Here is a 23,100-nt window from a genome sequence, read left to right on the forward strand (position 1 = left end):
GACCGAGGCGGTCAAGAAGCAGGCCGGTGCCTACACGACGGGCGGTGTTTCCCGTCAGTCGGGGCCGGGCCGGTATGAGACGGCGGTAGCGGTCTCGGTGGCATCGTTCCCGACAGCTGGCGTGCCGGTGGTGTATCTCGCGAACGGGCGGGACTTCCCGGATGCGCTGGCCGGTGCGGCCGCAGCGGGACACTTCGGTGGTCCGGTGCTGCTGACGGAGCCGGGCGCGTTGCCGCCGGTGGTCGCGGCGGAGCTGGCGCGTCTAAAGCCGCAGAAGATCGTGATCCTCGGTGGCACCGGTGTGGTGACCGAGGCGGTCAAGAAGCAAGCCGAGACCTACGTCAAGCGCTGACGACAGAGGGTCGAGGGAGCGACCCGTTCGCTCCCTCGACCCTCTGCGGCGCAGAAGCGCTCGGGTCAGCCCTCGAGCGCAGCCGAAACCACGGCACGCGCCTCGGCCTGCACCTCGGCGAGATGCTCCGGGCCGCGCAGGCTCTCGGCGTACAGCTTGTAGACGTCTTCGGTGCCCGACGGCCGGGCGGCGAACCAGGCGTGCTCGGTCTGCACCTTGAGGCCGCCAATGGCCGCGCCATTGCCCGGTGCGTGCGAGAGCTTCGCCGAGATGTCTTCGCCGGCCAGAGTCGTCGCCGTCACGGCCTCGGGAGCGAGCTTCGCGAGCGTCGCCTTCTGCTCGGGCGTCGCCGGTGCGTCGACGCGCTGGTAGGCGGATGCGCCGAAGGCGGCCTCCAGCTCGCGGTAGCGCTCCGACGGCGTCTTGCCGGTGACGGCGATGATCTCGGCGGCCAGCAGGCACAGCAGGATGCCGTCCTTGTCGGTCGACCAGACCGAGCCGTCTCGGCGGAGGAAGGATGCTCCGGCAGACTCCTCGCCGCCGAACGCGACCGAGCCGTCGAGCAGGCCGGGCACGAACCACTTGAACCCGACGGGGACCTCCAGCAGGCGCCGGCCGAGCGACTCGGCGACGCGGTCGATGATCATCGACGACACGAGCGTCTTGCCGATCGCGGCATCCCGCGGCCAGTCCTGCCGGTGCGAGAAGAGGTAGTCGATCGCGACGGCCAGGTAGTGGTTCGGGTTCATCAACCCGGCATCCGGGGTGACGATGCCGTGCCGGTCGGCATCGGCGTCATTCCCGGTGAGGACGTCGTAGGAGCCCTTCTTCGCGACCAGCGAGGCCATCGCCGAGGGCGACGACGGGTCCATCCGGATCTTCTCGTCCCAGTCCAGGGTCATGAAGCGCCAGGTCGGGTCGACCTCGGGATTCACGACGGTGAGGTCGAGATCGTGCATCTCGGCGATCAGCGACCAGTACTCGACGGATGCTCCGCCCAGGGGGTCGGCGCCGATGCTGACCCCGGCGTTGCGGATCGCATCGATGTCGATGATCGAGGGCAGGTCACGCACGTAGGCGTCGCGGAAGTCGTAGCCGTTGAGCGCATCCCAGTCGACGTCGGCGAACCGCACCGACTTGACGCCCTCGAGCCCCGCGGCGATCAGCGCGTTCGCCCGGTCGGCGATCCAGCCGGTGGCGTCCGTGTCGGCGGGTCCGCCGTGCGGCGGATTGTACTTGAAGCCGCCGTCACGCGGAGGGTTGTGCGACGGGGTCACGACGATGCCGTCGGCGCGGCCCGGGTCGTCCGCCGCGCGTCCGCGGTTGTAGGTGAGGATCGCGTGGCTGAGCGCCGGCGTCGGCACCCACGAGTCGCGGGAGTCGACGCGCACATCCACACCGTTGGCGAGCAGCACCTCGATCGCACTGCGCTCGGCGGGCAGCGAGAGTGCATGCGTGTCGCGACCGAGGAACAGCGGACCGGCGATGCCCTGGGCCGCCCGGTAGTCCACGATCGCCTGAGTCGTGGCGAGGATGTGGTTCTCGTTGAAGCTGTTCGACAGCGACGAACCGCGGTGGCCGCTGGTGCCGAACACGACCCTCTCGGCGGCGACTTCTGGGTTCGGCGTGCGGTCGTAGTATGCGGCGATCAGCTCGTCGACATCGATCAGGTCACTTTCCTCCGCGGGGAGGCCGGCACGGCTGGTCATCTCTTCAGTCTGCCCCCTGATCGCCCGGTTCGCATCCGCGAAGTCATCCGCATATCGCTCTCCCGGCAGAGGGATAAGGTGAAACCCGTGACTGAACGCCGTACCTACAGCTATCTGGGCCCTGCCGGAACCTTCACGGAGGCGGCGCTGGAGCAGGTGGCCGAGGCTCGCGGTCAGCAGTGGCGCTCCGTGCACAACGTGGGTGAAGCTCTGGCCGACGTGCTCGAGGGCCGCAGCGACGCCGCGATGATCGCGATCGAGAACTCGATCGAGGGCGGCGTCTCCACCACGCAAGACGCCCTCGCCACGCTCCCCGGCCTGCGCATCGTCGGCGAATACCTGGTGCGGGTCAACTTCGTGCTGGTCGCGCCGCGGGGAACGACGCTCGACCAGGTCGAGGTGATCGCGGCGCATCCGGTCGCCTATGCCCAGTGCCACGGCTGGCTCGGCGCACACCTCCCCTCGCACTCGCACGTGCCCGCATCGAGCAACGTCGCATCCGCGATCGGCGTCCTCGACGGCACGCTGCCCGCGCAGGCGGCCATCGCGGCGCCCGGCATCGTCAACCACTACGACGTCGACGTGCTCGCAGAGGGCATCGGCGACAACGCCCAGGCCGTGACCCGCTTCGTCCTCGTCACCCGCACGACCCGTTCACCCGAGCCGACCGGGGCGGACAAGACCTCACTGATCGTCGAGCTCCCGCACGACCACCCCGGCTCGCTCCTCGAGATGCTCGAGCAGTTCTCGACCCGCGGCATCAACCTGTCGCTCATCGAGTCGCGGCCGATCGGCGACGAACTCGGCCGCTACCGGTTCGTCATCGACGCCGACGGGCACATCGAGCACGAGCGCATGGCCGATGCGCTGCTCGGCATCCGGCGGTTCAGCCCTCGCGTGGTGTTCCTCGGTTCGTACCCGCGCGCCGACCGGCAGATCGTGCACTACCCCGAGCGCTACTCCGACGACATCTTCATCGAGGCGCGCGACTGGCTGCGCGGAATCCTCTCCGGCGAGCCCGACGTCTGACGCCACCCGCCCGACCGCCCAGCACGGTCAGGCGGATGCCGTGGTTCAGTGCTCCTGGAAACGCGGCCAGTCGCTGCCCGGAGCCATATGGGAATGCAGGGCACCCTTGGCCGACGCGAGGTTCGGGTACGTCCCGGTCACCTCGTCGGAGCCGACCATCGTCACCGTGTAACCGTCGTCATCGTGGCGGATGCTGCCGACGACGCCGTTGCGGCCATAGGCGACCCAGAGGGCGAGAGTCTTGGTGGTGCTCATCATCGAACTCCTTCTGCTGCTGCCGACAGTGCGATCGCCGAAGGGGCGGCGCCCCTGTCGACGGCACTGTTCGTGACGCTACGCCTGAACCGGCGGGAAAACCAGGGCTTGACAGGTGATCAGCGTGCGGCGGCGATGAGCTCGAGTGTCTGTGCGCGACCGGTCGGTGCGTCGTTCGGCTCGGCGTCGTAGGCGCCGGCGACCGGAGACAGCATGACCTCGTCGACGCCGTATCGTTCGGCGAAGGCGCCGATCTCCGCGGCCACACTCTCGCCCGTACCCACGAACCAGCGCGAGCGGGCGGCCTGCACGACCTCGTCGGTCGCGGCGTCGGTCTCGGCGGCGGCCGCCTGCTCGACGGTCTCGAGCGCGGCGAGCGGCTGATTCAGGCGCAGTCGCGCCATCATGCGCAGCTGCGGGAGGGCGCGTGCCTCCGCCTCCTCCTGCGTGGGAGCGGCGACCGCGTTGACCGTGAGGAACGTGCGCGGCTCCGGGTGCTCCTCGCTCGGACGGTAGCCGGTGCGGTACAGGTCGAGCGCGCGCTCGAGGCCCTGACCCGAGAAGTGGTTCGCGAAGACGTAGGGCAGGCCGTGCGAGGCGGCCAGCTGCGCCGAATAGTCGCTCGAACCGAGCAGCCACACCTCGGGGGTGCCGGTCGCGGCGGGTGTCGCGCGCACGGTGTACTCGCCGCCCGAGGTGAAACGCAGCGCGGCACCGTCGGCCGAGAGGAGGGCGGCGATGTCCTGCACGTGGCGGGGGAACTGCTCGACGTCGCTCGTGGTGCCCGAGCCGCGCAGCAGCTGGGTGATGACGGGGTCACTGCCGGGGGCGCGGCCGAGACCCAGGTCGATGCGTCCGGGCGCGATCGCCTCGAGCGCCGCGAACTGCTCGGCGACGATGAGCGGGGCATGGTTGGGCAGCATCACGCCGCCCGAGCCCAGGCGCATGCGGGAGGTGCGGGTGGCGGCCGCCGCGATCAGCACCGGGGGCGTGGTGGATGCCACCGACGGCATGTTGTGGTGCTCGGCGAACCAGTACCGGCGGTAGCCGAGCCGATCGGCGATCTCGGCGAGGGACAGGGAGGCGGCGATGGCCTCGGCACTGGTCTGGCCGGTGCGCACCGGGACGAGGTCGAGGACGGAGAGGGCTGTATCGGACATCCTTCAGCACAACGCGCGTCTGCACGGCTCCATTCCCCCGCTACCGTGGGGGCATGGAAGCGGGTATCTTCTACGTCCTCGTCGGCTCGGTCGCGGTGGCGGCGTTCGCGCGCTCACGAGGGTGGCCGGCGCCGCTACTGGTGACGGTCGTGGCGCTCGCCGTCTCCTTCCTCCCCTTCGTCCCCGACATCGACATCGACGGACACCTGCTCCTCAGCCTGGTGCTGCCGCCGCTGTTGTACTCGGCGGCGCTCGACGTGTCCTTCGTCGGGTTCAAGCGCAGCCTCCCGCAGATCCGGCGACTCGGTATCTGGCTCGTGCTGATCACCGCCCTCGCCGTAGGATTCGTGGCCTGGTGGATCTTCCCCGCGCTCACCCTCCCCGGCGCGCTGCTGCTCGGTGCGATCGTCGCCCCGCCCGATGCGGTGTCCGCCGCGGCGATCGGTCGCCGACTCGGTCTGCCCCGCCGGATCATGACCGTCCTCTCCGGTGAGAGTCTCATCAACGACGCCACCTCGCTCACGCTGTACCGGGTGTTCGCGTCGCTGACCATCGCCGGCGCGACGGTGACGATCGGAGCAGGCATCGGACAGTTCCTGCTCGCGGTCGTGATCGGGGTCGGCATCGGCCTCGTGTTCGGCATCGTCCTGCACCAGCTGCGGATGCGCATCAGCGATGCGGTCGTGATCGGCACGTTCGGGCTCCTCGCTCCGTTCGGCGCCTACGCGATCGCCGAGCATCTGCTGGGCTCCGGTGTTCTCGCCGTCGTCGCGATGGGTCTCTACGTCGGCTACAACTCCCCGCGCACCGACTACACCACGCGTCAGCAGGAGAAGCCGCTCTGGCTCTCGGCCGACCTGCTGCTGGAGAGCTTCGTGTTCGCCTACATCGGACTGCAGTTCCCGCGGGTGCTCCGCGATCTCGGCAGCGAGTCGGTCGGGCACATCCTCCTGCTCTCGGGGGCCGTGCTGCTGGTCGTCCTGATCGTGCGGCCGCTCTACATCTATCCGACGAGCGCCTGGGCGAACTTCCAGGACCGCAGGAAGCTCGAACGGTGGGATCGCGGCGTGCAGAGCGGCGAGTTCGCGAAGCGGCACCGCAAGTCCCGACGCTGGGGGGACTACACCGCCGACGAGCTGCGCAGCCAGATCGTGCGCGACCGGATGGCGGGGCTCAAGCTCACCTGGAAGGACAGCGCCGTCATCTCCTGGGCGGGCATGCGCGGCGTGGTCACCCTCGCGATCGCGGTGGCCGCCGCCGACCTCGCGACGCTCGACAGCGAGGCCTCGCACGCGATCGTCGTGGTCGCCTTCATCGTCACCGTCGGCACGCTGCTGCTGCAGGGGCTCACACTGCCGCTGCTCATCCGGAGCCTCGGGATCGCCAGCGACGCCGATGAGAAGGAAGACGAAGCGGCGCTCGCCGACGTCAGGGCGAAGAGCCGCGAGGCCGGCAAGGAGTTCCTCGCCGAGAAGCGGGTCGAGTGGGAGGCGAAGTACGGCGAGGTCGATCTGAGTGTGTTCGACGCGTTCACGAAGCGCATGACGCGGGTCGAGAAAGACACCGACGAGGCGCAGAAGGTGGAGGATGCCGCGAGCCGCCCGTCCTACGAAGACCTCGTCGCCCTGTCCCGGGGATGGCTGCAGGTGCGGCGCGAGATCCTCCTCGCCGAGCGTGATGCCGGCAACCTCGACGAAGAGGTGATGCGCGAACTGATCGCCGCGATGGATGCCGAGGAGCTCGCGCTCGACACCCGTGGCGCGACCCGTCAGCAGAGCCGGGCATGACCTGAAACGGCAGAGCGCCCCGTCCCGAGAAGGGGCGGGGCGCTCTGTGCGAGGTGGGAGTGGGGTCAGCGGGTGCCGACCGGCTCCTTGTCCGTGGCGGCATCCGCCTCAGGAGCATCCTCGTCGTCGCCGGAGTCGTCGGCGAACGGCAGGCCCTCGCGCGGCGCGTTGTAGAGCTCCTCGTTCAGGATGCCCTCGCGCTTGGCGACGATGGTCGGGATCAGTGCCTGGCCCGCGACGTTGACCGCGGTGCGGCCCATGTCGAGGATCGGGTCGATCGCGAGCAGCAGTCCGACGCCCTCGAGCGGCAGGCCCAGGGTCGACAGCGTCAGCGTGAGCATGACGACCGCGCCGGTGGTGCCGGCGGTGGCGGCGGAGCCGACGACCGAGACGATCACGATCAGCAGGTACTGCACGAAGTTCAGCTCGATGCCGAAGAACTGGGCCACGAAGATCGCCGCGATGGCCGGGTAGATCGCGGCGCAGCCGTCCATCTTGGTGGTGGCGCCGAGCGGCACGGCGAACGATGCGTAGGAGCGCGGCACACCGAGGTTGCGCTCGGTGACGCGCTCGGTGAGGGGCAGCGTGCCGATCGAGGAGCGGCTGACGAAGGCCAGCTGCACGGCGGGCCACACACCCGAGAAGTACTGCTTGATCGACAGGCCGTGCGTGCGCACCAGGATCGGGTACACGACGAACAGCACGAGCGCGAGGCCGATGTAGACGGCGGCCGCGAACCAGCCGAGCGAGGCGAGCTTCTCCCAGCCGTACTTGATCACGGCCGAGCCGATGAGGCCGAACGTGCCGAGCGGGGCGATGCGGATGATCCACCACAGCACGCGCTGGATGACCTTCAGCAGCGACTCGGTGAAGACGAGGAACGGCTCGGCCTTCTTGCCGGCCTTGAGGGCCGCGATGCCGATGACGGCCGCGACCACGATGACCTGGAGGATGTTGAAGCCGACGCTCGATGAGAAGGTGCCGTCGACCTCACCCGGCGAGGTGTTGACCGTCAGTCCGAGGAAGTTCTGCGGGATCAGGCCCAGCAGGAAGTTCCACCAGGTGCCCACCGTGTACGGCTCGCCGGTCTCGAGGCCCTCGCCGGCGCGGTTGCCCGGCTGGATCACGAGGCCGAGGAGGATGCCGATGATGACCGCGATGAACGCGGTGATCGCGAACCACAGGATCGTCTGGCCGGCCAGGCGTGCGGCGTTCTGCACGCGACGCAGGTTCGAGATGCTGGCGACGATGGCCGTGAAGATCAGCGGGACGACGGCGGCGCGCAGCAGCGTGACGTACGAGTTGCCGATGGTGTCGAGGGTCGCCGACAGGCCGTTCGGGTTCTCTGCCGTGGCTCCGAGCTGGCGGCCGATCAGACCGGCGGCGACGCCGAGGACGAGGGCTGCGAGGATCTGGAAGCCGAACGAGGTCAGCAGCTTCCGGACCGGCCCGCGGGTGTTAGGCGCCTTCTGGGCGCGTGCGGTGGTGCTCATGAGGTGGGGACTCCAGAATCACGGCGCGCCGAGTGCGCGCCCTGAGGCCCAACGCTACGTCTGCCTGAGAATTCCCTGGGCGGATGTGACGAACGATGACGCGGGTGTTGCGTCAGCGCGGGGCCAGCACGAGCAGCTCACCCACCTCGCAGTCGAGCGCCTCGCAGATCGCGCGCAGCGTGGAGTAGCGGATGGCGCGGGCGCGGTCGTTCTTCAGCACCGACAGGTTCACGATGCTCACCCCCACCGTGGCGCTGAGCTCCGTGAGCGTCATCCCCCGGTCGGCGAGCAGCTCGTCGAGCCGGCAGTGGATGCCGGTGAGCTCGTCGTCGCTCTCGGCCGGGGTCACACCAGTCCCTCCGTGTCCTTCTGCAGACGCTCGGTCTCCTCCTGCAGGCGAGCCCTGTCCTGCTCGAGCCGCGATCCCTGGCGGAAGACGGCGGCGAGGGCGACGAGGGCGAGCGCGGCTCCGAAGGGGAGAGGGGTGACGGTGAGCTGATAGGCCGAGGGGTACCACTCGCTGTCGGGCGGGAACACCTCGCGCAGGCCGGTGGTCGCGGCGATGCCGCTCAGCAGGTCGGCCGCGACGCCGAACACGAGGACCGCGATGGCGCCACCCACGAGAGCCCGCGTGACCGTGCGCGAGAACACGCGTCCGCGCAGCGTGTGGAAGCAGATGACCGCGAGGATCACGGCGGGCATGGTCGTCAGGGCGAGGGTGCTCAGCTGTGCCGCTGCCGCGAGGAGGCGAAGCCCGAGCGAGGCGTTCCCGACCGTGAACTCCGCAAGGCTCTCTCCCCGGCAGCTGAGCATCGTCGTGCCACTGTCGCCGAACTCGGAGCACGGCAGGTTCGCCGGCCAGTCCATGTAGACGTACGTCTGCCCGTTGAGTTCGGCCCAGTCGACCGTGAACGCCTTGATGATGAGAATCGCGGCGCTGACGATCCCGAGCAGGATCCACCACGCGGAGAGGGTGAGGGCGGCATCGAGGGCGACGGTGCGGCTCCCGCGGCGGCGACTGTTCCAGACGACGACCGCCACGATCAGGGCGATCACCGCGAGCCCGATCCCGATGAAGAGCAGGGATTGTCCGAGCTCGTCAGATCCGAAGGTGAGCATCAGACGAGTCCCTCCGTCTCCTTCTCGAGCGCCGCCCCCTCATGCTGCAGACGGATGCCGCGACGGAAGGCGACGGCGACCAGGCCGACCGTCACCCCGGTGGCGAAGAACGGCGCGATCGTCCAGAACTCGAGCGGATGCACCGGCTCGCCCTCGCCGAGACCGAGGGCGGCCGTCACGCCGTTGCGCCCCATGGTCTCCAGCATCACGATCAGGATCGGCGCTCCCACGAGCGTCCAGCCGATGATGTTGAACGCCCAGACGTTCGCGCGGACGAAGAACCGGCCGCGCAGGAAGTTCCAGGCGACCAGGGTCACGCTCGCGATGACCAGGAGCGCCGCGAGCGCCCACAGCGCGATGGCGGCGACGATCGCGACGATCGACACCGTATCCACGCCGCTCGCAATGATCATCGCCTCGTCGGCGAACCCTTCGATCGAGATGGCGCCCGAGTCGGTCGTTGCCGAGATCGGCTGCTGGTCGATCGGGATCGTCCAGGCGATTCCGGTCTCACGGAACGTGCTCGCGACGCGCAGGATCGTGGCGAACGCGACCGTGACTAGCGCCGCGGCGGCGTAGAGGATCACGGTGATGGCATCCGCCGTCTCCGACCGGGTGGCTTTCGAGGTCGTGTTCGTCGTGGACATCAGACGAGTCCTTCCGTTTCGCGCTGCAGCCTTCGGCCGATCTCGAACAGGCCGGCGACGAGGGCGAGGGCGAACGCCCAGCCCACCGGCGCGAGGTCGAACTGCACGAGGAGCGTCCACAGCACGTCCTCGACCTGCGGATCGGTGGTGGCGAGGTCCTGCACGATCATGGCCCGGCCGACGCCGCCGGCGAACTGTCCGAACAGCGATCCGGCGATCATCAGGATGGAAGCGACCGCGAACATCCAGCCGAGCGATGCGCGGAAGGGCCGTGAGCGGATGAGGGAGACGCCGAGCCACCAGACGCCGGCGCACAGCGCCACGGTCGCGAGGGCGGGGAGCAGCGTCTCGAGGAGCAGCATCCAGCGGGCGCCGGAGGGCATCGCCGGAACGGTGACGAGCGCGGTGTCGACCGTCGCCGCGCTCACGCCGGAGACTCCGTCCAGCGCGGTCAGGTCGACGTCGTGCACGGGCATCGACACGGTCGGCGCGGTGCCGAAGATCTCGGATGCGGCCGAGGTGACGGCGACGATCGCGCCGATCCCGACGCTGACGGCGCCGGTGGCGATGAGTCCGAGAGCGATCCCGTCGACGAGTGAGGGGCGTCCTTCTCTGGTGCGCATCGCTGCCTCCTTGAGTTCGGTTGTTATCGACTGTCGTTAACATAACGACTGTCGATAACTCGGTCAACCCCCGGTATGCCCACGGCGAACACGGGCATACCTGCCCTGCGCGGTGGTTACTCTCGATGTACAGGCGCAGAGAACGCCATAGGTGTCAGCGCTTCGCCCCGTGCGAATAAGGAGTCACAGCATGTTCGAGAGATTCACGGACCGAGCCCGTCGAGTGGTCGTCCTCGCCCAAGAAGAGGCGAAGATGCTCAACCACAACTACATCGGCACCGAGCACATCCTGCTCGGTCTCATCCACGAGGGCGAAGGCGTCGCCGCCAAGGCCCTCGAGAGCCTCGGCATCTCCCTCGACGCCGTGCGCGAACAGGTGCAGGACATCATCGGCCAGGGTCAGCAGCAGCCGACCGGGCACATCCCGTTCACGCCGCGCGCCAAGAAGGTGCTCGAGCTCAGCCTCCGCGAGGCCCTGCAGCTCGGCCACAACTACATCGGCACCGAGCACATCCTCCTCGGCCTCATCCGCGAGGGCGAGGGCGTCGCCGCTCAGGTGCTCGTCAAGCTCGGCGCCGACCTCAACAAGGTCCGCCAGCAGGTCATCCAGCTGCTCTCCGGAGCCCCTGGCCGCGAGCCGGCATCCGTCGGTGCGCAGACCAACGACTCGCCTGCCGGTACCCAGGGTGGTTCCGCTGTGCTCGACCAGTTCGGCCGCAACCTCACCCAGGCCGCGCGCGACAACAAGCTCGACCCGGTGATCGGGCGCGAGAAGGAGGCGGAGCGGGTCATGCAGATTCTCTCCCGCCGCTCCAAGAACAACCCCGTCCTGATCGGCGAGCCCGGCGTCGGCAAGACCGCCGTCGTCGAGGGTCTTGCCCAGGCGATCGTCAAGGGCGATGTTCCCGAGACGCTGAAGGACAAGCAGCTGTACTCGCTCGACCTCGGCTCTCTCATCGCCGGTTCCCGCTACCGCGGTGACTTCGAGGAGCGCCTGAAGAAGGTCACCAAGGAGATCCGCACGCGCGGCGACATCATCGTCTTCATCGACGAGATCCACACCCTCGTGGGTGCGGGTGCCGCCGAAGGTGCGATCGACGCGGCCAGCATCCTGAAGCCGCTGCTCGCCCGTGGCGAGCTGCAGACGATCGGTGCGACCACGCTCGACGAGTACCGCAAGCACTTCGAGAAGGATGCTGCGCTCGAGCGCCGCTTCCAGCCGGTGCAGGTCAACGAGCCGACGCTGCCGCACACCATCAACATCCTCAAGGGGCTGCGCGACCGGTACGAGGCGCACCACAAGGTGCAGATCACCGACGGTGCCATCGTGGCCGCGGCGAACCTCGCCGACCGCTACGTCTCCGACCGGTTCCTGCCCGACAAGGCCATCGACCTGATCGACGAGGCCGGCGCACGCCTGCGTCTGTCGATCCTGTCGAGCCCGCCCGAGCTGCGTGAGTTCGACGAGAAGATCGCCACGGTGCGCGAGCAGAAGGAAGTCGCCTCCGAGGAGCAGGACTTCGAGAAGGCCGCATCCCTCCGCGACGAGGAGAAGAGCCTCCTCGCCGAGCGTCTGCGTCTCGAGAAGCAGTGGCGTGCGGGCGACGTCGCGACCTCTGCGGTCGTCGACGAGGGTCTGATCGCCGAGGTGCTCGCACAGGCCACCGGCATCCCCGTCTTCAAGCTCACGGAAGAGGAGTCCAGCCGACTCGTCTTCATGGAGAAGGCCCTGCACCAGCGCGTCGTCGGTCAGGAAGAGGCGATCGCCGCCCTCTCCAAGACCATCCGTCGCCAGCGTGCCGGTCTCAAGGACCCGAAGCGTCCCTCGGGCTCGTTCATCTTCGCCGGCCCCACGGGTGTCGGAAAGACCGAGCTCGCCAAGGCTCTCGCCGAGTTCCTGTTCGACGACGAGGCGGCTCTCATCTCGCTCGACATGAGCGAGTTCGGTGAGAAGCACACGGTCTCGCGTCTGTTCGGTGCCCCTCCCGGATTCGTCGGATTCGAAGAGGGTGGCCAGCTCACCGAGAAGGTGCGCCGCAAGCCGTTCAGCGTGGTGCTGTTCGACGAGATCGAGAAGGCTCACCCCGACATCTTCAACTCGCTGCTGCAGATCCTCGAAGAGGGTCGGCTCACCGACGGCCAGGGTCGGATCGTGGACTTCAAGAACACGGTCATCATCATGACCACCAACCTCGGTGCACGTGACATCGCGGGTGGTCCCGTCGGCTTCCAGATCGAGGGCAACGACTCGACCAGCTACGACCGGATGAAGGGCAAGGTGAACGAAGAGCTCAAGCGGCACTTCAAGCCCGAGTTCCTCAACCGTGTCGACGACATCATCGTGTTCCCGCAGCTGTCCAAGACCGAGCTGGTGCAGATCGTCGATCTGTTCGCCAAGCGCCTCGGCGAGCGTCTGCTGGACCGTGACATGACGATCGAGCTGTCGCAGGCCGCCAAGGAGCGTCTCATCGAGATCGGCTTCGACCCGGCGCTCGGCGCCCGACCGCTGCGTCGCGCGATGCAGCACGAGGTCGAGGACCGCCTGTCGGAGAAGATCCTGCACGGCGAGCTCAACTCGGGCGACCACGTGAAGGTCGACGCGAAGGACGGGGAGTTCCTGTTCGAGCACGGCCCGCGCGGCGAGAAGGTCGCGGTCGGTGCCAACACCGGCGGCGGCGCGATCGCCGGCACCCCCGACCTGGCGGTCGCCAGCGGGGAGTGACCTCCGGCTGAATCACGAAGGCTGAATCACGAAAGGGGCGGATGCTGCGGCATCCGCCCCTTTCCTGTGTCCGGCACAGGTGGCGACGGGTCGTGGGTTCTAGGCTTGTCCCGTGAGCGAGTACATCGTCCGACCGGCGCGCAGTGCCGACATCGTCGGCATCCGCAACCTGCTGCAGCCCCTCGTGGAGCAGCGCATCCTGCTCGGCAAAGACCTGGCGGTGCTCTACGGCGCGGTGCAGGAGTTCGTCGTCGCCGAGGCTGACGGTGTGCTGATCGGATGCGGCGCGCTGCACGTGTTCTGGGAAGACCTCGGCGAGGTGCGCACCCTGCTCGTGCAGGATGACTGGCTGCACCACGGTATCGGCCGGGCCATCGTCGATCGTCTCGAGGAGAATGCGCGCACGCTCGGGCTTTCGCGCCTGTTCTGCCTCACGTTCGAGGTCGAATTCTTCAGCCGCCGCGGCTTCACTCCGATCGGCGAGCAGGTCGTCGACCCCGACGTGTACTCCCAGCTGCTGCGCAGCGGTGACGCGGGTGTCGAGGAGTTCCTCGATCTCGCGCACGTCAAGCCGAACACGCTCGGCAACACGCGCATGCTCAAGGTGCTCTGAGGACGCACGGCAGACCGCCGCCGCGGCCTCCCAGGCTGCACGGGCACGATCGCTTAACCTGGAACCATGCCCCGTCCTTCCGCTGCCGTCTATCGTCGTCGGCGCCTGGTCGTGGTGATCGGGCTCATCCTGCTCGTCGCCGCCATCGGCATTGGGATCTGGCTCCTGATCGCGAAGCCGTGGGCCGCGGCGGATGCCTCTCCGAAGCCGACGTCCTCGTCGTCGCAGACCCCCTCCACGACTCCGACGACCGACGCCGAGTCGCCGTCGCCGAGCCCCTCGGCCGAGCAGACGCCGGCGATCGTCGCGTGTGAGGCGAAAGACGTCGAGGTCTCGGCGGTCACGGATGCGGAGACCTATGCCGCGGGGGTCCTGCCGAAGCTCTCCATCTCGTTGACCAACAAGGGCACGAAGGACTGCACGCTCGACGTCGGATCGACGACGCAGGTCTTCACGATCTCCAGCGGCGCCGACGTCTGGTGGCGGTCGACGGACTGCCAGGAGAACCCGAGCAGCATGATCGCGACGCTCACCGCCGGAACGACGGTCACCAGCAAGGACCCGGTGACGTGGGACCGCACCCGCTCGAGCGTCGAGACCTGCGACCAGGAGAACCGTCAGCGCGCCCCTGGCGGGGGAGCCTCGTACCACGTCGAGGTCTCCATCGGTGGGTTCACGAGCCTCACGACCACCCAGATCCTCCTGTACTGATCCGCATTCGCAGTTCGAAGGGAACGCGCCGCAACGCCTTCGAAATGCGTCGCGTCGAGCGACTTCCCGTGCGGAAAGACGCGACCTCGGGAGCCTTGGCCGTCTGAGGCAGACAGGCGCGGATCTTTGGGATACCATTGAGGTGACTCTCCGCATCATGCGGCAACATGCCATCCCCAGTGGCGTCGAACTACAGCGTCCCCAGCGCTTCGACATCGCCGCACCGAGAGTCCGAGGGCCCTCTCGAGTACCCCAGTCCCCAATGGAGGACTCGAGAGGGCCCCTTTACGTCTCCGCGGTCGATTCCGCGCGCTGCGCCTCGCCGCCTGCATAAGCTGGATGCATGGCAGCGAAGAAGGCGAAACCCGGGAAGAAGAAGCCCGCCCCCGAGGACTTCCGGTCGGAGGCTCTGGCTCTGGCACTCGAGAAGCAGGATGTCGCCGCGGTCGCGCTCGCCTTGCGCAACGGCACCACGGTCGTGCCGCTGATCACGCCCGGAGCCCGCGACAATCCGCTCGACAGGGGCGAGGTGTGGACCTACCGCGACCCGAACACCGGCGATCTCGCGCTGCTGTTGTTCAGCGACGCGAAGAACAAGCCCGCCAACCTCCCGCCCGGCGTGGGCATCTACACGTCTGACTGGCTCCGGAAGTTCCTGGCGGCGCACCCGATCACGACCGTCTTCCTCGACATCGCGGGCCCGCATCCGATGCAGGCCGACCCGATCGAGCTGCTCAAAGCGCTCGACGCCTGAGGCGGCCGTCGCCGATCTCAGGGAGCCGAGGCACTCCCGATCAGAACGGCGGGACGTCGTGATCGGAACGGCGTGACGTGTTGCGTGCGCGCACATCCCCGAGCGCGGCGCGGAGTGTCTTCGACCGGTCGTCGACGACCTGCTCGTAGCCGAGTCGGGCGGCCTCGGACCGACGTTGCGCCGCCTGGGTGACCGGACGGATCTCGCCGGCGAGGCTGAGCTCGCCCACGGCGGCGACCGTGCGCGGTACCGAGAACTGCTGGATGGAGCCGGCCACCGCGATGGCGATCGCGAGGTCGGCTGCCGGTTCGGTGAAGCGCACCCCGCCCACGGTCGACACGTAGACGTCGAGCGTGCTCGTCTTGATGTTCGCGCGCCGCTCGAGGATCGCCAGAACCATCGCCACGCGCGACGAGTCGACTCCGTGGACGATGCGGCGGGGATTCGGGGCGTTGCTGGGAACCGTGAGCGCCTGCACCTCGACGGGAAGCGCGCGGCGCCCCTCGAGCGAGATCGCGACGCACGTGCCGGGCTCGGTGGCCCCCTGCGAGAGGAAGAGGCCTGACGGGTCGGGGACTTCGGCGATCCCGTCGCCGGTCATCTCGAAGCAGCCGACCTCGTCGGTGGGGCCGAAGCGGTTCTTGAGCGCGCGGATGAAGCGCAGCGAGGTCTGCCGGTCGCCCTCGAAGTGGCACACCACGTCGACCAGGTGCTCGAGCACGCGGGGGCCCGCGACCTGGCCGTCTTTCGTCACGTGACCCACGATGATGATCGGCAGATCGCGGTCTTTCGCGATGCGGATCAGGGTCGCCGCGACCTCGCGCACCTGGCTCGGCTGCCCGGCGGCACCGTCGATCAGCGACGACGAGACGGTCTGCACCGAGTCGACGATCACGAGCTGCGGCTTGACCTCGTCGATGTGGCCGAGGATGGTCGCCAGGTCGGTCTCGCTCGCCAGATACAGCTCGTCGTGCAGGGCACCGGTGCGCTCCGCACGCAGCCGCACCTGGCCCGGCGACTCCTCGGCGCTCGCGTAGAGGACACGGCGACCGCCGCGAGCCGCCTGGGCCGCGACCTCGAGCAGCAGGGTCGATTTGCCGACGCCCGGCTCGCCGCTGAGCAGGATCGCGGCACCCGGCACGATGCCCCCGCCGAGCACCCGATCGAACTCTCCGACACCGCTCGAGCGCCGCGGGGCATCCTGCGTCGTGATCTGCGTGATGGGTCGTGCAGCGCGTTCCGCCGTCGGGGCGGTGGGACCGATGCGTCGGAGGATGCCGGTCTGCGCCGCCTGCTCCTGGACCGTGCCCCACTGCTGGCATTCGCCGCAGCGGCCGACCCACTTGGCGGTGGTCCACCCGCATTCCGTGCATACGTAGGCTGGAGGAGCGGGTTTTCGGGTGGCCATGCTGCCAGGCTATCGCCGGGATCGGACATCCCTATCGAGCAGGTGTTTATTCACGGCCGGACACCGGTGCAACCGGCCGGTATCACGGGATACTGGGATCATGGCCAACGGCGGGTCCGTCTGCGGGCCGATATCGAGCTACTCCCGGGTGCAGATCCTGCACCTGCTCTTCGAAGCGGGAAGCGCGAAGGCGCGCGCCGAACTCAGCATCGCTGAGCTGTGCGAGGCCACGGGTCTGCATCCCAACACGGTCCGCGAGCACCTGCAGCGGCTGATCGAAGGCGGCCACGTCATCCCGACCGTCGAGCACCGCACGACGCGGGGGCGACCGCGCACCCTCTACCGGGCCGCCACAGGCGCGCCGGGGGCATCCAGCCCGGTGGCGCGCGACAAGGCGAAGGCGGCTGCACGTCGGGGCGACCTGATGCGCAGCATGATCCCCGACGCCGAGTCCGACCTCGGGCGCGACGCCACGTATCAGCTCGACGCGCTCGTGGAGCACCTGGAGGAGAGCGGCTTCGAGCCCCTGATCGACGACGGCAGCCTCACGATCGACCTCAGCCCGTGTCCGCATGCGGCCAGCCGGTCCGAGGACCGCCCGATGCTGTGCCGCGTGCATCTCGAGCTCATGCAGAGCGTGCTGAACGAGGCCGGCGGACCACTCGAAGCCGAGTGCGTCCGCGACGCCGTCCTCGCATCGGACTTGCACCGTCCAGCTGCGCGACGCCACGGCGCGGATGGCCGAGGGAACGACGCTGCGGCGTCACAGCGCGGGGCAACGGCCTCACAGAACAGGAGTAGCGCATGGAATGGCTTGATCCGCTCGCTCTCGCCCGATGGCAATTCGGGCTGACGACCGTCTACCACTACCTCTTCGTTCCGCTGACGATCGGCATGGCCCTGGTGGCCGCCATCTTCCAGACCGCGTGGGTGCGCACCGGCAAGGTCCAGTACCTGCACCTGACCCGCTTCTTCGGCAAGATCTTCCTGATCAACTTCGCCATGGGCGTCGTCACCGGCATCGTGCAGGAGTTCCAGTTCGGCATGAACTGGTCGGACTACTCCCGCTTCGTCGGCGACGTGTTCGGCGCCCCGCTCGCCTTCGAGGGCCTGCTCGCGTTCTTCTTCGAGGCGACGTTCATCGGACTGTGGATCTTCGGCTGGGACAAGCTCCCGCAGAAGCTGCACCTCGCCACGATCTGGTGCGTCTCGATCGGCAGCATCCTCTCGGCGTACTTCATCATCGCGGCCAACGCGTTCATGCAGAACCCGGTCGGCTACACCTTCAACGAGGCGACCAACCGCGCCGAGCTGACCGACTTCTGGGCGCTGCTGACCAACCCCGTCGCGCTCGCCGCGTTCCCGCACACGATCTTCGGCGCGTTCATGTTCGCCGCCGGTGTCGTCATCTCGGTCTCGGCCTGGCACCTCTCGCGCGGCCAGCACTTCGACACCATGCGCATCTCGCTCAAGTTCGGGCTGTGGGCGATGATCGTCTCCACCGCGGGCGTCGTGCTCACGGGAGACCAGCTCGGACTCGCGATGTATGCCGCGCAGCCGATGAAGATGGCCGCGGCGGAGGCGACGTTCAACACCGTCTGCGGACCGGACGCCTCCTTCAGCCTCTTCACGCTCGGCACACCGGACGGCAGCTCCGAACTGTTCTCGATCCGAGTGCCGTATCTGCTGTCGCTGCTGTCGACGCACACCCTCGACGCCTGCGTGCACGGCATCAACGACCTGAATGCCGAGTACGCCCAGACGTACGCCGCCACGGGACTCGAGGACTTCGCCCCGGTCCTGTGGATCACGTACTGGGCGTTCCGCTGGATGATCGGTCTCGGCATCGCCGCCGCGCTCGTCGCCGTCGTCGGCCTCTGGCTCACCCGCAAGGGCGCCAAGAAGCCCCCGGCGCAGTGGATGTGGAAGCTCGCGATCTGGTCGTTCCCGCTCGCGCTCGCCGCCAACATCATGGGCTGGGTCTTCACCGAGATGGGCAGACAGCCCTGGATCGTGTTCGGGTTGATGACCACCCAGGACGGTGTCTCGCCGGGAGTCAGCGGCCTCGAGGTGCTGATCTCGCTGATCTCGTTCACGGCGATCTACGCGGCGCTCGCCGTCGTCGAGATCCGCCTCATCATCCGGGCCGCGCAGAAGGGACCGGACACCGACGAGCAACCGCACGAGGAGACGGCCCAGCTGCCGTCGGTCGTCTACTGAGAGGGAGGAGCATCATGGATCTCGCAACACTCTGGTTCTTCATCGTCGCCTTCTTCTTCGTGGGCTACTTCGTGCTCGACGGGTTCGACTTCGGTGTGGGCATGTCCTTGCCGTTCCTCGGCAAGGACGATGTCTCGCGCCGCCAGGTCATCAATACGATCGGCCCGGTCTGGGATCTCAACGAGACCTGGGTCATCGTCGCCGGCGCCGTGCTGTTCGCGTCGTTCCCCGAGTGGTACGCGACGTTGTTCAGCGGCTTCTACCTGCCGCTGCTGCTGATCCTGCTCGCGCTGATCCTGCGCGGCGTCTCGTTCGAGTACCGGCACCAGCGCGACAGCGCGAAGTGGAAAGCGGGCTTCGACCGGATGATCGTGATCGGCTCGGTCGTCCCGGCGCTGCTGTGGGGCGTCGCCTTCGGCAACATCGTGCAGGGCGTCGCGATCGACGAGAACCACATCTACGTCGGAGGCTTCTTCGCGCTGCTGAACCCGTACGCCCTGCTGGTCGGCGTCACCACGCTGCTGCTGTTCTTCCTGCACGGCGTGCTGTTCGTCGCACTCAAGACCGACGGTCAGGTGCATGAAGACGCGCGGCGCCTGGCGAAGAGGGCGGCCATCCCCACGATCCTCGTCGCGGCAGCCACGGTGATCTGGACGGTCATGATCGCGATGGGGCGCGAGGCTCCGCTGCTCTGGCTCGTCATCGGCGCCGGTGCGCTCGCGGCGGTCAGTCTGATCGCGGCCGTCGGGTTCTCGCTCGCTCGGCGCGACGGCTGGGCGTTCTTCTCCGGCATGCTCACGGTGCTGTTCGCCGTGGTGATGCTGTTCTTCGCCCTGTTCCCGTTCGTGATGCCGTCGACGATCGACCCGGCCTACAGCCTCACGATCGCGAATGCGTCGAGCACTCCGTATACGCTGCAGATCATGAGCTGGACCGCCCTGATCGCGATGCCGCTCGTGCTCGCGTACCAGGCGTGGACGTACTGGGTGTTCCGCAAGCGCGTCACCCGCAAGTCCATCGAGGGGGCTCCGGCGCACGCGTGAAACCCGTCGATCCGAGACTGCTGCGATACGCGGGTGCCGCGAGGGGGTTCCTCGCGGCATCCGCGTTGATCGGCGTCGTCCAGACGGCGGTCGTGATCGTCTTCGCCTGGCTGCTGACGGATGCCGTCACCGGGGCGATCGCGGGGCGTGACGTCTCGGCATCCCTGCTCTGGCTGCTGCTCACAGCACTGCTGCGGGGGCTGCTGATCGCCGCCTCGGATGCCGCGGGGACGCGGGCTGCCGCGAAGACGGGGATGCAACTGCGCTCGGCCCTGATCTCGGCGGTTGGTCGACTGGGGCCGGGATGGCTCGCACAGCGGAACCAGACCGAGCTCGCCGTGACCGCGGGGCACGGACTGGAAGCCCTCGACGGGTACTTCGCCCGCTACATCCCGCAGCTCGTGCTGACCGTGATCGCGACGCCGGTGCTGGTCGCGGTGATGTGGTGGCAGGACTGGCCGAGCGGGCTGACCGCGATCATCACCCTGCCGCTGATCCCGCTGTTCCTCATCCTGATCGGGATGGCGACCCGCACGGTGCAGACGCGGCAGTGGCAGACGCTGCAGCGCCTCGCCGCCCGCTTCGCCGACACGGTGCAGGGGCTGTCGACGCTGCGGCTGTTCGGGCGTGATCGGCGCGCTGCCGACCGCATCGAGGTCACCGCCGACGAGTACCGCCGCGAGACCATGAAGGTGCTGCGGTTCTCGTTCCTGTCCGGCTTCGCGATGGAACTGCTGGCCTCGCTCGCGGTCGCGCTCATCGCGGTGTCGGTCGGGTTCCGGCTGCTGTCGGGCGACCTGACGCTCGAGGTCGGGCTGTTCGTGCTGCTGCTCGCGCCCGAGGCGTTCCTGCCGATCCGACAGGTGGGGGTACAGTTCCACGCGGCCGCCGAGGGGGTCGCGGCGACCGAAGACGTGTTCGAGGTGCTCGACGCGGCGCGGGCTCGAGTGCAGATGCAGGACCGTTTCACGGATGCAGGAGGAATCGCCGAAGAATCGCCCGACATCCGTGAATCGATCCTGCAAGTGGGACCGGCGGGACCGGCGGGACCGGCGGATGTGGCGGATGCGGGAGCCCTCTTGGTCCGAGGGCTGCGCGTGCGCGATCTGCCGCCGGTGTCGTTCACTGCCGAGCCGGGGACGATCACGCTGCTCGAGGGGCCGAGCGGCGTGGGGAAGTCGTCGCTGCTCGCGGCTCTCCGGGGAGCAGCCGACTTCGACGGGACGGCCGCCTTCGCGGGGAGCGACGTTCGCGAGCTCTCCCCGGCGGCGTGGCTCGCCTGGGCTGGGCAAACTCCGGGGCTGATGCGGGGGACGGTCGCGGCGAACGTCGCGCTCGGCGACGCGGAACCGGATGCCGACCGCGTCCGTGTGGCGCTCGACGCCGCCTGCGCCGAGGGCATCGACCCCGCCCTCGAGCTCGGCGTGCAGGGCAGTGGTCTGTCGGGAGGCCAGGCGCAGCGGATCGCTGTCGCCCGAGCGCTGTACCGTCAATCGTCCGACCCGCGCCGGGTGCTCGCACTCGATGAGCCTTCGAGTGCTCTCGACCCCGACACCGAGGACCGGCTCTGGCGGTCGCTGCGCGCGCGGGCGGATGCCGGGGCGACGATCCTCCTCGTGTCGCACCGTCGGACCGCGCGGGACATCGCCGACCACGTCGTGACGCTGGGGGTGAGCGCATGAGCGGGTCGACACGTCGCGAGCGGATCCGCGGCGTCCTGAAGCTCGCGCAGCCGCCGATCCGACGCTTCCTCCCCGGACTGGTCTGGGGAGTGCTGTCGGCTGCCGCCGCAGTGAGCCTGCTGGCGGTCAGCGGCTGGTTGATCGTGAGCGCATCCATCGTCGACTCGCTCGTCCCACTGTCGATCGCCGTCGTCGGCGTGCGGTTCTTCGCGGTGTCCCGCGCCGTCACCCGCTATCTCGAGCGGCTGAGCGGCCACGATGCTGCGCTGCGCCAACTCGCCTCGACGCGGGCCGACATGGTGCGGAGACTGACACCGCTCTCTCCGGCCGGTCTCGGCGCGACGGATCGCGGACAGATGCTCACGGCGCTCGTGGACGATGTCGAGAACCTGCAGAACCTGCCGCTGCGTGTGGTGCAGCCGCTCGGGGTCGCCGCGGTCGTGGCGGTCGGGGCCGTGGGCTTCATCGCATTCGTCTCGCCGCCGGCCGCCCTCACGCTGGCGGTGTGCCTGGTGGCCGCCGCGGCTGCGGCGATCGGACTCGGGTGGGTGTTCGGCTCGCGTGCCGAGGCGCTCGTGTCGGTGCGACGGGCCGAGCTCTCGGCCGCGCTCGTCGACTACCTCGGCAGCCTCGACGTGCTCCTGGCCTACGGTGCCGAGGCGCAGGCGCGCGAGCGGATCGCGGCAGCCGACGCCGCATTGCGACGCGTCGTCGACCGTGCCTCGTTCGCGCAGGCCATCGCCGCCGGCGTCGTCTCCGCGGTCGCCGGGGCGGCATCCGTCTGGGCGCTCGCCGCTGCCGCGCCCGGGCTGACCGACGGTTCGATCGACGGACCTTGGTTGGCCGTGGCGGTTCTCGTGCCGATGGTGGTGTTCGAGATCTTCGGTGCGGTGCCGGTGGCCGCGGCGTCGTGGCGGAGCGTCCGCTCGAGCGCGGAGCGCATCGTCGACACGCTGCCGGAGCGGATGCCCGATGAGCTCCGGCCCGACGCGGGCGACGACGTCGAGCTCGACGGCACACCGACGATCCGGATGCGCGGCGTTCGCGCGAACTGGCCCGGCGGTGCTCCTGCGCTCACGGGGGTCGACCTCGATCTGCGGCCGGGGGAGCGGGTGCTGGTGGCAGGGCCGAGCGGGGCGGGGAAGAGCTCGCTGGCGGCCGTACTCGTCGGCTTCCTCCGCGTGCAGGGCGAGTACCTGATCGACGGGCAGGACGCGGCGGAGATGTCCGGGCCGGCGCTGCGTCGGACCATCGGCCTCTGCGAGCAGAGCCCCCAGCTGTTCGATGAGGACATCCGCCAGAACCTGCTCTTCGCGCGCGACACGGCGACCGACGACGAGCTGTGCGCCGTGCTCGACCGGGTCGGCCTCGGGGAGTGGGTGCGGGAGCGCGGTGGCCTCGACGCGAGGGTCGGCGACCGGGGCGCGCTCGTGTCGGGCGGCCAGGCGCAGCGCCTCGCGCTCGCCCGCGCCCTGCTGCGCGGTTTCCCCGTGCTGGTGCTGGACGAGCCGACCGCGGGGGTCGACCCTGATGCTTCCGACGCGCTGCTGCGCGACCTGCTCGAGGCGGCGGGGGAGCAGTCGGTGCTGCTGATCTCGCACGTGGCACCGCCCGCAGGAACCGTCGACCGCGTGGTGCGCCTCGACGGCGGACGCACGGTCTGAGTCGAGACGCCGACGTGGCGACCGATGCCGGTCGTCTCGGCGTGACGAGACCCCGAATTAAAACGGTTCGGTCCGCGACCTGATCCGACGCCACCCGCGATACTGGATG

21 protein-coding genes are annotated in these 23,100 nt (G+C 68.8%); 12 read left to right on the forward strand and 9 right to left on the reverse strand.

The window, feature by feature from the left end:
- A partial coding sequence (locus tag J7E45_RS13540) for a cell wall-binding repeat-containing protein (protein ID WP_215069948.1) occupies window positions 1-352 on the forward strand: 352 nt, incomplete at its 5' end.
- Between the two features lie 65 nt (window positions 353-417).
- On the opposite strand, the gene pgm is transcribed toward J7E45_RS13540, so the two are convergent.
- Window positions 418-2,061: a phosphoglucomutase (alpha-D-glucose-1,6-bisphosphate-dependent) gene (gene pgm, locus J7E45_RS13545; RefSeq protein ID WP_167634650.1), complete on the reverse strand. Its 1,644-nt coding sequence runs from the start codon at window positions 2,059-2,061 to the stop codon at window positions 418-420.
- A 78-nt stretch (window positions 2,062-2,139) separates the two neighbouring features.
- On the opposite strand from pgm, the gene pheA reads away from it, so the two are divergent.
- Entirely contained in the window at window positions 2,140-3,090 is a 951-nt protein-coding gene (gene pheA / locus J7E45_RS13550; RefSeq protein ID WP_091030187.1) for a prephenate dehydratase, read from the forward strand.
- A gap of 45 nt (window positions 3,091-3,135) precedes the next feature.
- On the opposite strand, the gene J7E45_RS13555 is transcribed toward pheA, so the two are convergent.
- Both J7E45_RS13555 and J7E45_RS13560 read right to left on the reverse strand, forming a co-directional pair.
- Window positions 3,136-3,345, reverse strand: a complete 210-nt coding sequence (locus J7E45_RS13555; RefSeq protein ID WP_091030260.1) for a methyltransferase — start codon at window positions 3,343-3,345, stop codon at window positions 3,136-3,138.
- Window positions 3,346-3,464: 119 nt separating this feature from the next.
- Window positions 3,465-4,505, reverse strand: a complete 1,041-nt coding sequence (locus tag J7E45_RS13560; protein ID WP_215069950.1) for an LLM class flavin-dependent oxidoreductase — start codon at window positions 4,503-4,505, stop codon at window positions 3,465-3,467.
- A gap of 53 nt (window positions 4,506-4,558) precedes the next feature.
- On the opposite strand from J7E45_RS13560, the gene J7E45_RS13565 reads away from it, so the two are divergent.
- A complete protein-coding gene (locus tag J7E45_RS13565; RefSeq protein ID WP_215069952.1) occupies window positions 4,559-6,292 on the forward strand; it encodes a sodium:proton antiporter in 1,734 nt (577 codons plus the stop codon).
- A gap of 65 nt (window positions 6,293-6,357) precedes the next feature.
- Here J7E45_RS13565 and J7E45_RS13570 read toward each other — a convergent pair whose 3' ends face one another.
- The 5 genes from J7E45_RS13570 to J7E45_RS13590 form a co-directional block, all read right to left on the reverse strand.
- Complete coding sequence (locus tag J7E45_RS13570; RefSeq protein ID WP_215069954.1) at window positions 6,358-7,785, reverse strand: dicarboxylate/amino acid:cation symporter; 1,428 nt, start codon at window positions 7,783-7,785, stop codon at window positions 6,358-6,360.
- Between the two features lie 112 nt (window positions 7,786-7,897).
- Window positions 7,898-8,134 carry a helix-turn-helix transcriptional regulator gene (locus J7E45_RS13575; protein ID WP_029262449.1) on the reverse strand — a complete coding sequence of 79 codons (237 nt, stop codon included), beginning with the start codon at window positions 8,132-8,134 and terminating at the stop codon, window positions 7,898-7,900.
- Window positions 8,131-8,904, reverse strand: coding sequence for a hypothetical protein (locus tag J7E45_RS13580; RefSeq protein WP_215069956.1), 774 nt, complete (start codon window positions 8,902-8,904; stop codon window positions 8,131-8,133). The genes J7E45_RS13575 and J7E45_RS13580 overlap by 4 nt, the downstream gene beginning before the upstream one ends.
- A complete protein-coding gene (locus J7E45_RS13585) occupies window positions 8,904-9,551 on the reverse strand; it encodes a hypothetical protein (RefSeq protein WP_215069958.1) in 648 nt (215 codons plus the stop codon). The genes J7E45_RS13580 and J7E45_RS13585 overlap by 1 nt, the downstream gene beginning before the upstream one ends.
- Entirely contained in the window at window positions 9,551-10,174 is a 624-nt protein-coding gene (locus J7E45_RS13590) for a hypothetical protein (protein WP_215069961.1), read from the reverse strand. The genes J7E45_RS13585 and J7E45_RS13590 overlap by 1 nt, the downstream gene beginning before the upstream one ends.
- Before the next feature lie 190 nt (window positions 10,175-10,364).
- On the opposite strand from J7E45_RS13590, the gene J7E45_RS13595 reads away from it, so the two are divergent.
- The 4 genes from J7E45_RS13595 (at window position 10,365) to J7E45_RS13610 (ending at window position 14,974) form a co-directional block, all read left to right on the forward strand.
- The gene (locus J7E45_RS13595; RefSeq protein ID WP_029262445.1) at window positions 10,365-12,896 is read left to right on the forward strand and encodes an ATP-dependent Clp protease ATP-binding subunit; all 2,532 of its coding nucleotides are present in this window, start codon (window positions 10,365-10,367) and stop codon (window positions 12,894-12,896) included.
- A 112-nt stretch (window positions 12,897-13,008) separates the two neighbouring features.
- The gene (locus tag J7E45_RS13600) at window positions 13,009-13,509 is read left to right on the forward strand and encodes an amino-acid N-acetyltransferase (protein WP_091030167.1); all 501 of its coding nucleotides are present in this window, start codon (window positions 13,009-13,011) and stop codon (window positions 13,507-13,509) included.
- 66 nt (window positions 13,510-13,575) lie between these two features.
- A complete protein-coding gene (locus J7E45_RS13605; RefSeq protein ID WP_167634656.1) occupies window positions 13,576-14,220 on the forward strand; it encodes a hypothetical protein in 645 nt (214 codons plus the stop codon).
- A 343-nt stretch (window positions 14,221-14,563) separates the two neighbouring features.
- Entirely contained in the window at window positions 14,564-14,974 is a 411-nt protein-coding gene (locus J7E45_RS13610) for a dehydrogenase (protein WP_215069963.1), read from the forward strand.
- A 40-nt stretch (window positions 14,975-15,014) separates the two neighbouring features.
- On the opposite strand, the gene radA is transcribed toward J7E45_RS13610, so the two are convergent.
- Complete coding sequence (gene radA, locus J7E45_RS13615; protein ID WP_215069965.1) at window positions 15,015-16,382, reverse strand: DNA repair protein RadA; 1,368 nt, start codon at window positions 16,380-16,382, stop codon at window positions 15,015-15,017.
- Between the two features lie 100 nt (window positions 16,383-16,482).
- Here radA and J7E45_RS13620 point away from each other — a divergent pair, with 100 nt between their 5' ends.
- The 5 genes from J7E45_RS13620 to cydC are packed head-to-tail and all read left to right on the forward strand — an operon-like array spanning window position 16,483 to window position 22,991.
- Complete coding sequence (locus J7E45_RS13620; RefSeq protein WP_251054257.1) at window positions 16,483-17,235, forward strand: ArsR family transcriptional regulator; 753 nt, start codon at window positions 16,483-16,485, stop codon at window positions 17,233-17,235.
- The gene (locus J7E45_RS13625; RefSeq protein WP_091030153.1) at window positions 17,187-18,602 is read left to right on the forward strand and encodes a cytochrome ubiquinol oxidase subunit I; all 1,416 of its coding nucleotides are present in this window, start codon (window positions 17,187-17,189) and stop codon (window positions 18,600-18,602) included. Before J7E45_RS13620 ends, J7E45_RS13625 begins: the two co-directional genes overlap by 49 nt.
- A 14-nt stretch (window positions 18,603-18,616) precedes the next feature.
- Window positions 18,617-19,645, forward strand: coding sequence for a cytochrome d ubiquinol oxidase subunit II (gene cydB / locus J7E45_RS13630; protein WP_215069967.1), 1,029 nt, complete (start codon window positions 18,617-18,619; stop codon window positions 19,643-19,645).
- Complete coding sequence (gene cydD, locus J7E45_RS13635) at window positions 19,642-21,327, forward strand: thiol reductant ABC exporter subunit CydD (protein WP_215069969.1); 1,686 nt, start codon at window positions 19,642-19,644, stop codon at window positions 21,325-21,327. The genes cydB and cydD overlap by 4 nt, the downstream gene beginning before the upstream one ends.
- Window positions 21,324-22,991, forward strand: coding sequence for a thiol reductant ABC exporter subunit CydC (gene cydC / locus J7E45_RS13640; RefSeq protein ID WP_215069972.1), 1,668 nt, complete (start codon window positions 21,324-21,326; stop codon window positions 22,989-22,991). Before cydD ends, cydC begins: the two co-directional genes overlap by 4 nt.
- Window positions 22,992-23,100 lie beyond the last annotated feature (109 nt).

This window comes from Microbacterium sp. ISL-59, from assembly GCF_018613945.1.
In the GTDB taxonomy this organism is placed as follows: domain Bacteria; phylum Actinomycetota; class Actinomycetes; order Actinomycetales; family Microbacteriaceae; genus Microbacterium; species Microbacterium oxydans_B.

What these genes read in the sequence shown, in the direction of transcription:
- J7E45_RS13565 (WP_215069952.1), top strand. Translation starts at nt 4,559, where the DNA reads ATGGAAGCGGGTATCTTCTACGTCCTCGTCGGCTCGGTCGCGGTGGCG.
- J7E45_RS13620 (WP_251054257.1), top strand. Translation starts at nt 16,483, where the DNA reads ATGGCCAACGGCGGGTCCGTCTGCGGGCCGATATCGAGCTACTCCCGG.
- J7E45_RS13625 (WP_091030153.1), top strand. Translation starts at nt 17,187, where the DNA reads ATGGAATGGCTTGATCCGCTCGCTCTCGCCCGATGGCAATTCGGGCTG.
- J7E45_RS13610 (WP_215069963.1), top strand. Translation starts at nt 14,564, where the DNA reads ATGGCAGCGAAGAAGGCGAAACCCGGGAAGAAGAAGCCCGCCCCCGAG.
- cydB (WP_215069967.1), top strand. Translation starts at nt 18,617, where the DNA reads ATGGATCTCGCAACACTCTGGTTCTTCATCGTCGCCTTCTTCTTCGTG.
- J7E45_RS13570 (WP_215069954.1), bottom strand. Translation starts at nt 7,785, where the DNA reads ATGAGCACCACCGCACGCGCCCAGAAGGCGCCTAACACCCGCGGGCCG.
- J7E45_RS13555 (WP_091030260.1), bottom strand. Translation starts at nt 3,345, where the DNA reads ATGAGCACCACCAAGACTCTCGCCCTCTGGGTCGCCTATGGCCGCAAC.
- pgm (WP_167634650.1), bottom strand. Translation starts at nt 2,061, where the DNA reads ATGACCAGCCGTGCCGGCCTCCCCGCGGAGGAAAGTGACCTGATCGAT.
- radA (WP_215069965.1), bottom strand. Translation starts at nt 16,382, where the DNA reads ATGGCCACCCGAAAACCCGCTCCTCCAGCCTACGTATGCACGGAATGC.
- J7E45_RS13560 (WP_215069950.1), bottom strand. Translation starts at nt 4,505, where the DNA reads ATGTCCGATACAGCCCTCTCCGTCCTCGACCTCGTCCCGGTGCGCACC.
- J7E45_RS13605 (WP_167634656.1), top strand. Translation starts at nt 13,576, where the DNA reads ATGCCCCGTCCTTCCGCTGCCGTCTATCGTCGTCGGCGCCTGGTCGTG.
- J7E45_RS13590 (WP_215069961.1), bottom strand. Translation starts at nt 10,174, where the DNA reads ATGCGCACCAGAGAAGGACGCCCCTCACTCGTCGACGGGATCGCTCTC.
- J7E45_RS13595 (WP_029262445.1), top strand. Translation starts at nt 10,365, where the DNA reads ATGTTCGAGAGATTCACGGACCGAGCCCGTCGAGTGGTCGTCCTCGCC.
- J7E45_RS13580 (WP_215069956.1), bottom strand. Translation starts at nt 8,904, where the DNA reads ATGCTCACCTTCGGATCTGACGAGCTCGGACAATCCCTGCTCTTCATC.
- J7E45_RS13585 (WP_215069958.1), bottom strand. Translation starts at nt 9,551, where the DNA reads ATGTCCACGACGAACACGACCTCGAAAGCCACCCGGTCGGAGACGGCG.
- cydC (WP_215069972.1), top strand. Translation starts at nt 21,324, where the DNA reads ATGAGCGGGTCGACACGTCGCGAGCGGATCCGCGGCGTCCTGAAGCTC.